This window comes from Hyphomicrobiales bacterium (assembly GCA_016710435.1).
In the GTDB taxonomy this organism is placed as follows: domain Bacteria; phylum Pseudomonadota; class Alphaproteobacteria; order Rhizobiales; family Aestuariivirgaceae; genus Aestuariivirga.
The window spans coordinates 1-7690 of sequence record JADJVV010000028.1 but is presented as its reverse complement, the minus strand read 5'-3'; the positions used below and the strand labels follow the sequence as shown (position 1 = coordinate 7690).

10 protein-coding genes are annotated in these 7690 nt (G+C 65.6%); all 10 read right to left on the bottom strand.

The features are described 5' to 3' along the window. Positions 1–43: 43 nt before the first annotated feature. Positions 44–1252, bottom strand: coding sequence for a hypothetical protein (locus IPM06_20190; protein MBK8772728.1), 1209 nt, complete (start codon positions 1250–1252; stop codon positions 44–46). A gap of 278 nt (positions 1253–1530) precedes the next feature. Beyond that, the gene (locus IPM06_20185) at positions 1531–2973 is read right to left on the bottom strand and encodes a hypothetical protein (GenBank protein MBK8772727.1); all 1443 of its coding nucleotides are present in this window, start codon (positions 2971–2973) and stop codon (positions 1531–1533) included. Next, on the bottom strand, positions 2883–4268 hold the full coding sequence (locus IPM06_20180) for a hypothetical protein (GenBank protein MBK8772726.1): 1386 nt from the start codon (positions 4266–4268) through the stop codon (positions 2883–2885). Before IPM06_20180 ends, IPM06_20185 begins: the two co-directional genes overlap by 91 nt. After that, positions 4261–4599, bottom strand: coding sequence for a hypothetical protein (locus tag IPM06_20175; GenBank protein MBK8772725.1), 339 nt, complete (start codon positions 4597–4599; stop codon positions 4261–4263). The genes IPM06_20180 and IPM06_20175 overlap by 8 nt, the downstream gene beginning before the upstream one ends. A gap of 109 nt (positions 4600–4708) precedes the next feature. Then, positions 4709–4978: a hypothetical protein gene (locus IPM06_20170; GenBank protein ID MBK8772724.1), complete on the bottom strand. Its 270-nt coding sequence runs from the start codon at positions 4976–4978 to the stop codon at positions 4709–4711. After that, a complete protein-coding gene (locus IPM06_20165) occupies positions 4979–5386 on the bottom strand; it encodes a hypothetical protein (protein MBK8772723.1) in 408 nt (135 codons plus the stop codon). It lies immediately after the preceding gene. After that, a complete protein-coding gene (locus IPM06_20160) occupies positions 5337–5972 on the bottom strand; it encodes a hypothetical protein (GenBank protein ID MBK8772722.1) in 636 nt (211 codons plus the stop codon). Before IPM06_20160 ends, IPM06_20165 begins: the two co-directional genes overlap by 50 nt. Before the next feature lie 61 nt (positions 5973–6033). Next, positions 6034–6414 carry a hypothetical protein gene (locus IPM06_20155; GenBank protein MBK8772721.1) on the bottom strand — a complete coding sequence of 127 codons (381 nt, stop codon included), beginning with the start codon at positions 6412–6414 and terminating at the stop codon, positions 6034–6036. Next, the gene (locus IPM06_20150) at positions 6411–6899 is read right to left on the bottom strand and encodes a hypothetical protein (protein ID MBK8772720.1); all 489 of its coding nucleotides are present in this window, start codon (positions 6897–6899) and stop codon (positions 6411–6413) included. Before IPM06_20150 ends, IPM06_20155 begins: the two co-directional genes overlap by 4 nt. A 35-nt stretch (positions 6900–6934) precedes the next feature. Then, complete coding sequence (locus IPM06_20145) at positions 6935–7597, bottom strand: hypothetical protein (GenBank protein ID MBK8772719.1); 663 nt, start codon at positions 7595–7597, stop codon at positions 6935–6937. Positions 7598–7690 lie beyond the last annotated feature (93 nt).

Genomic DNA, 7690 nt, shown 5'->3' with positions numbered 1-7690 from the left:
CCACGGTTCAGCCCCGCGTACCTGTTTCCCTCGTAGGCCACGGCTAACCCCCCAGCCGCTGCTGATGCACGTAGTCGTTCCACGCCTTCCAAGCGTCCGTGTTGAATCCCGACACCTGGCCGAACAGGTCGCGCCCGAACTTGTCCTGCGCCTGCAACTGCCCCAACTGCGCCGAGTTCAGCGCATTGGCGATGTCCCCCTGCCCGCGCAACTGCTGCTGCATCGCGTAGGAACCCGCCTGCCCCGCGTCCATCCCGCCCAACGCCATCTGGTTCTGCTGCCGCGCCCGCATCGCGTCCGCGTTGGAGGTCGCCTCCGACTGCACCGCCTGCATCATCCGCTGGTTGCCCTCGGGGCTGAACATCCCCGTCGCCCCATACTGGTTCAGCAGATCGTAGAGACTCTGCTGGAAAGCGTTCCCGCCCGTCGTGTCTCCCGAGCCGCCGAAGCCCGGCCCGAACTGCGTCTGCCCCGGAACACTCATCTGCGGCGTCACGTTACCCGTTCCCGGCTGCATCGGCTGCGCCGGAGGCGTCGGCGTGGCAGACGGCCTAGGCTTCCCGTAGAAGCCGCCGCCGCCCATCCGAGGCTTCTGGCCCATGCTGGAGCCTCGGAAGCCCTGCTGTGGCATCCTTGGCGCTCCTAGGCCCTGCTGGCGGAATCCGCTCTGCTGGCCCTGCACCTGACCACCGAAGGCGTAGTGCTGGACCTTCCCGCCGCAGGCCATCCCGGGCATGCCTTCCTGCCCGTGCTCCTGCCCACACGTCGGGCACGCCCCCTCGCCGGAGTCCTCGCCGCCCATGTGCTCGCCACCGCCCGCGAACTCGGCCAGCATGGTCAGGATTTTGATAAGCGTCTGCGGGTCCAAGACCATCCCGCCCTCGCTGTACCCGCCGTTGCCAATCGCGTTCATCGCGGACATCAGGTTGTTCGCCCCCGGAAGCTGCATCGCCCGGTTGTTCATCACGTACTCCCCCGGAGACAGCATCGCAGGCACCGTGTCCTTCGTCGGCGTGTAGGAGAGCGGGATAGACCCGTTCGCCCCCTGCGCCATCAGTTTCCGCTTCGGCTGCATCATGTCCCCACCAAACCCGCCAGCACCCCCGCCGAAGAAGCCGGAGCCGCCGCCGCCGAACGCGCCGCCGAAGCCGCCGCCCGGACCCGTGCCCGTGCCGCCGCTCGTCCGACCGCCACGCGCTCCCTTGATCGCAGCCATGTAGGCGTCATCTTCCGTGTCAAACGAGTCAGCCATAGAGCCTTCCTACCCCCCCCCCATGTCGCGACTGCTTCAAACCGTCGGTAGAACTTCCACGTCCACGTCAATGCGCCACAGAAGGCCGCCGACGGTCACATCGTTGTCGCTCACCTGGAGCGAGCACATCTCCGCAGGACTGCGCCGCCTGCGTCAACTCGATCTCTTCCGCATGTAGTCCAAACCCGCTCGCGTTCCAGCGTGTAGCTCGGGGTGCTGCCGCTCGCCCGCGCGTCACCGTCACCGCCGTCGAGCGTTCACGGTCTTGCTCAGCACCGTCATGTTCTGCGCGGAGAGGCGCGTGTTCTGCCTCCACCACCACCTTGCTCAACAGCGAGGCCGAGATCGCGAAGCCGTTGTCCGTCGGCCCCGGTGAACATCTGGTCCACGCGGCCGTCCGCCGTCCCGTTGTTGTCGTTCATCGCCCCGTAGAGCCGCAGGCCGTCGCTCGCGCTCACCGCCCCAATCGCCCTCGGCCCCATCGCCGTCACGCCGTTCTGGAGCCTGCACAGGCTCGACCACCCGTAGGGCTGCCGAGAGTCGGGGTTCGCCAACGACTCCAGCCCCAAGGCGTCCGTCCCACGAGAGAAGTCGTACACGCTGAACCCGTAGATACTCGCCGAGTACCGGTACGAGTACACCAGCCGGTTCCCCCACGACGCCCCCGCCATCCAGCAGTCCGGCGAGTCCGACGCAGCAGCCGCTACGCACTTCGGGAACTCGTAACTCATGTTCCCCTTGCCGCGAATCGGCTGGTAGAGGTCTGCCGTCAGCCCGATCTCCCGCTTGCTCTTGTCCGTCGCCACCAGACCCACGTTCGTCGCGTACACCGCGCAGCCGTTCACGCTCACCACGCTCCACGGGGAGATGCACCCGCGCGAGTCGTTGATCGTCTGCACGCGGCAGTCGAAGTCCTCTGCCGTGTTGCTGCCACGCTCGTTGATGAACAGGGCGATGCGCTTGCGGTACGCAATCACCGCCGCACCCTGAATGTCCACAATCCCCATCACCTGGCCCGGGTTGTTCACGCCGTCGCGGCGGTTGCTCGCCACCCACAGGTTCGCCGCCAGCGAGACGCCCGTGCTCGCCGCGCCCGGACTGCTGGACGTGAAGTACAGGCGGTCCTTGGCAGGCTTGTCGTAGCCCACCAGCGCGCTGCGCTTGAAATACACGTAGGCAGGCAGGCTGGAAGCAAAGGCGCGAATCCAGCCCTTGCTGGACGCAACCGCAGTCGAGCACGCCGTGTCACCGCAATCCGCGTAGAACACCAGCGCCGCATCGCAACCTGCCCCGCTACCCGCCGCGCTCAACTGGAGCGTCTTGGACCCCGACACCCCGCCGAGCTTGGCCGTGACGTACAGGCCGTTCACTTTGGCTTTGGAGTCGTAGATGTAGCCCCGATGGGGACCGCGTCGTACGTCGCGTCGTCCACGATGAGCGTCGTTAGATGCCGCGCTCGTGCTGCTCACGCTCGTGATAGTCGTGCGGGCGAGGTTCTCGCTCTTGGCGGACGGGTCCACGCCGGGAGCCAACTGTGCCCGCCACTGGCCGTACACAGTCGCTATCACCGTCGTGCTGTTGATCTTGTCCACCACATCCTGCAACGTAGGATAGGTCGCCCAGTCCACCGTCAGGGCAGCGGCAACCGTCCCGCCGTTTGCCAGAGACAGCTCCAAACCAGTCGCCGTGATGCGGTAGATGGCAGAGGTCGCGCCAGGCATGTCGCGCTGTCGTCATCCATGTTCTGCCGTAGTCCGCGCCGACCCGCCGCGGCCAACTGGATGGCAAGCTGGTTCGGCAGCGTGTAGCCCACGATGCAGCGGTTGTCTCCCGTGCCGATGTAGCGGGCGCGCGGAGGCACGATGGTGTCGAACCGCACCACGTCCTCGTTCAGCAGCAGGCCGTCGTCGTCCGCCAGCGAGTCTCTGAACGTTTTCTGCGTGTTGTTCTTCAAGACGCCGCACACGCGCAGGTCCGAGATGTCCACCGTCACGAGGCTGGTAGCGGCCGTCATCGCCATCTTGCGCGACCGCAGCAGCACGCGCGCCACCGTTCCCGCAGGCCCGATGGGGATGTTCGACCACTCGATGGTCTGGTAGTAGGTCGTCGCCCCCGGCGTCCCCAGCACGAACCAGCCGTACCCGCCAGCAAGCGTCCCATTCGGGACGCGTGGGATCACCGGGGCACTATAGCTGCCGTCCTCAAACTGGTAGATCAGCGAGTAGTAGAAGGCATCGCCAGCCGTCCACGGATAGGCCGACGTCCGCGTGCCAGTGCTGGACCCCGCCGTCACGGTCGGCATCCACGCCGGAGGCATCGGCCCCGTCGGGATCACGCGAATGTCGTTGCTGATGCTGGAACTGCTGTCGTTGCACCCGCCATCCCACCGCAGCGGTGTTCCGCGCAGGTTGGGGTAGTAGCGCCACCGCCCAGCGTCCATCGTGTCCCACGAACCGCTCGCCACGAATCGGCGCGTGAACTCCGTCGCACCTCGCGAGTAGCCGCCATCTCCGCTCTCATACCAGAACGGCGCAACCTTGTACTTCGGGGCGGTAGCCCCACCAAGGAACAGCCCGCCACCCGTCGGATAGCAGTTGCTCCCAAACTCCGACAGCAGCACGTAGTTCGCGCTCGCGCGCCGAACGTAGTCCGTACCAAACACGCCGTCGTCCACCGCAGGCCACGTAGTTGCGGACGCCTCGCGCCGGTATAGCACCGATGGCGTTGGGTACCCGCCCGATGCACCATCCGCCAAGGCGTCCGACTTGAAAGACCGCAGACGGCACGGAACGTACTCGGGAGCCGACTCCAGGATGCCGTTCAGGCACCTGCCAGTCGTCCCGTTGATCGTGTCGCCCGTCGCGTTCGTCACACCCGACCGCTTGAACGCCCCGCCCGCCACAGGGTCCACGAGGTAGTTCTGCGACCCCGCAGCGATGCACTCCGCAGGGGCAAGGTGCGCCTCCACGGACGACACAGACCGCGTGAACGGGCCGAAGGTCAGGACCTCAGCCATTCAGGTAGCCCGTCTGCTGGACCGAGTTCACGTTGAACCCCCCCTTGCGGGCCGACTCAAACTGCGCCTCCAGAATCTTCTTCGGGATCGGCGCGAGAATCTGGTTCAGGAACCCCTCGTCCCGCGTGTGCAGCCGCGCCATCTCCCACGCAAGGAACCGAGCCACCAGCCGCAGGTCGCGCGGGTTCAGGTCCACCGTCGTAGAAGTCGCCGTCACAAGGTTGTAAGCCGCGTTCCGAACCGTCAGGCTGCGCGTCCGGTTCAAGGGCGGGTACACGTACACCCGCGCCTTCTCCGACTCCGTCCCCTCGGCACCTTCTCCCACGCCCACGCCTCGAACTCAGAGGCCCGTGTGGCGCTCGTCCCGCCGCCCGTGTCCTCGTAGCGGTCCAGCATCTCGCGGACCGTCCACAGGGCAAGGGCGGGCGTCTGGAGCGTGTTTACGGCGTCGTGTCGGACGGGTGGGCGGCCACCAACTCCCCCACGTCCACCGAGGTCGTCTTGACCGTGTCCCCAGCCGCGAACGTCAGGCCGCTGGTGGAAGCCGCCAGAAGCTGCGTCTTGATCGCGTTGTCGCCCTCAAAGCGCAGCAACACGTCCGCGAGCAACGAAACCGCCTCGGCGTCACTCACCGCAGGGGCAGTCGTCGCCGTGTCCTGCGCCCACACTCGGGCCAGCGCAATCACGTCAGCAGCAGTCGGCTGTGCCACTTATCGGACCCTCACCAGTTCGCCGTCCCGAACCACGTACCGCTCAGTCGGCCTGCCCCAGTTGATCTTCGGCTTCCAGCCCCGCTTCTTCGCAATCCGCTCCGACAGGTGGGCGGGGAACGCAACCTCGCGCCCCCCCTGCGTCACCAGCTTCTCCGTCGGCCTGCTCGCCGCGAGTTTCTGCCCGCGTTCCACCTCAACCTTGCGCGAGCCATCACGCATTTCGATGGCCCGCTTGATGTTCGCATCACCCTTCACCGTGGCGACCCAAGAACCGTCAGGATTCGTCCTGACCGTCGCCTTGGCTTCCTTCGCAAAGTCAGCCGCCTGCGGAGCCGCCTCTACCTGCCGCTGGTAGTCACTTACGAGGCTTGCGCCCTTCACGCTTATCGACGGGAGCGATGGCATGGAAGTTCCCGGTTGCGACGGCGAGTGACTCATCAGACCTACGCTCCATTTCCTGGGCGACCACTTCCGCGCTCAACACCGCCTGAATCAGTTCCGGGTTGTCCTTCGGCCGAGGAAACGGCTTCACCACCTCGGTGATCCGCATGTCGTCACGGTGCGTCCCCACCGCGTAGGGGTTCGTCTCCACCTGCCCCGTCGCGTTGTTGATGGACACGCCCGTCACACGCTCAATCGTCTCGCCTTCCTCTGCCACAACCCGCAAGGCACCGCCGTTGCGCTCGATGTCGTGGATGTGGCTGGCAATCCACATGCAGTCGTACACGTTCGTCGTGCGCGCACCGCCCTGCGCCTTGCCCTTGAAGTAGTGGCACCCGTAGTTCTTGGGGCCGTCCTTGCCCTTGGCCGACACGCGGCACTTGTCGAACCACGCACAGCCCAGCACGCCAGTCGCCGCATTCGGCCTCGCGCACGTCGAGAACACCGCCGGAGACAGGTTCATCTCCTCCGCTTCGGCAATCGTGCCGATGGGGATGGGGCGCTGGTTGATGGGGGAAACCGGAATGCCAGTTTCTTCGATGAAGCTCACAGATACCTCTCGTGTAGTGGGTGGGGAGGGCGTGAGCCTCCCCCCACCACTGTGTCCCGCCTTACACCGTGGTGATGACGTCCACGCCAGACGAGTCGAACCACTCGCAGACGCCGTACTCAGCACGGAAGATGAGGCGGGTGACGATACCGTCCTGCTGCTCAGGCAGCGCAGACGGCGTGCGGTTGTAGCCGATGGCGAAGGCGTCCTTGAGGATCATCGGCTGGTGGTAGTTGCCACCCTGCGCGACGATGTTGCCGGACTCCTCGACCTTGATGCCGTAGGTGGTCACAAGCTGACCGTTTCCAGCCGAACCAGCCGCGCCGCGAATCTGGTACTCGCGGGCAGCGCCCATCGCCATGAAGTTCTTGATCTCGTCAGGGTGCAGGAACAGGCGAACGTCCGTCTGGCCCACCTTGACCTTGTTCTTCGCAGCCTTCACCAGCTTGCCGTAGGCAGCCAGATACTGCGTCTCGCTGATGTCCGCGTTCGACTCCGACAGCGACAGGCTCGACGCCAGAGCGAAGATGTCCCTGGTCGATCTGGGCGTTGACCGCAGCCGCCATCTGCTTGCGAAGCGCGGTGCGGAAGTTGCTCGTCCACCAGACGGGTCAGACCCGGCTCGTCGATCTCACACATCACGTAGGCGTAAGCCAGCGTGGTCGTGACAGCCGCTTCGGTGTTGCCCGTGCCGGTCAGCGCCGTGGACAGACCGCCCGTGGTGCCGTTGCCGACCGTCGCCCACTTGGACGCCGAGTGAGCGGCAACCTTGCGGAGCGTCAGGACGTTGCCGATGGCCGTCGAGCCGACAGGCTTCGACACGAACGGAGTGATGACGCCTTCCTCCGACGGGTCCAGCCCGAACTCGGAGTCGTAGGTGGTCTTGAGAATCGCCGCGTTGCTGAATGAGTTGACGAAGTTCGCCATGTTCTGAGAATCCCCTTGTCAGGCGCGTTCCCGGCTCAACGCCGGAACTTCACGCCTCTGTCGCGTAGGGCGAGTGCATCCGCACCCCCACGGCGCATGATGGCCGCGTACTCGTCGGGGTCCATCTCCACCGGTCCCGAATCGCCCACAGGGGCGGGACTGGTAGCCAGACTGACCGGCCGAGCCGCACCGTTGCTTCCAACGGTCTTGCCATCCAACGCTTCGCGGAGCCTGCGAATCTCCTCGTCCTTCGCGCTCAACTGTTCGTGCAGGACCGGAGCCTCAACCCCCTGCGCCAACTGTGCCGCCTGCCCAAAGCTCATCCGGTAGCCGGACTGCCTGACAAGCTGCATCGCGCCATCCCAGTACTTCTTCGGAACGTCGCTACGCACAGCCTCGTTCAGAAGGCCGTTCTCGGCCTGTTGGGCCGCTGCAATCGTGAGAACCTGAAGGCTGGCCGCCGCACTCGGGTTCCAAGACGCCTCCTCCTGCAACTGAGCGATGGTCTGCGCCATCGGGTTGACAGGTGCCTGCGTCTGGTAAAGCTGGGCTTCAAGCCGCGAAATACGCTCTGCGCGCTCGCGGTTCTCCTGCTCCAGCTTGTTGACCCGCTCGACTTCCGTTTTCAGTCTCCACGCTTCCTGCAAACCCGCGTCAATGGGCTTGGCCGCTGATTCGCTGCCGTTCCCCGCGCTCACGCCCGTCCCAGCATTTTCGCTGACTGGCGCTGCACTCGGAGACGTCCCAGCTTCGTTAGGCTCTGCCACGTTCACTTCTCCTGCTTATGCGGC

Excerpts from the sequence above, each read along its gene's own strand:
- IPM06_20190 (MBK8772728.1), bottom strand. The coding sequence starts at position 1,252 with ATGGCTGACTCGTTTGACACGGAAGATGACGCCTACATGGCTGCGATC.
- IPM06_20185 (MBK8772727.1), bottom strand. The coding sequence starts at position 2,973 with ATGCCTGGCGCGACCTCTGCCATCTACCGCATCACGGCGACTGGTTTG.
- IPM06_20180 (MBK8772726.1), bottom strand. The coding sequence starts at position 4,268 with ATGGCTGAGGTCCTGACCTTCGGCCCGTTCACGCGGTCTGTGTCGTCC.
- IPM06_20165 (MBK8772723.1), bottom strand. The coding sequence starts at position 5,386 with ATGCCATCGCTCCCGTCGATAAGCGTGAAGGGCGCAAGCCTCGTAAGT.
- IPM06_20150 (MBK8772720.1), bottom strand. The coding sequence starts at position 6,899 with ATGGCGAACTTCGTCAACTCATTCAGCAACGCGGCGATTCTCAAGACC.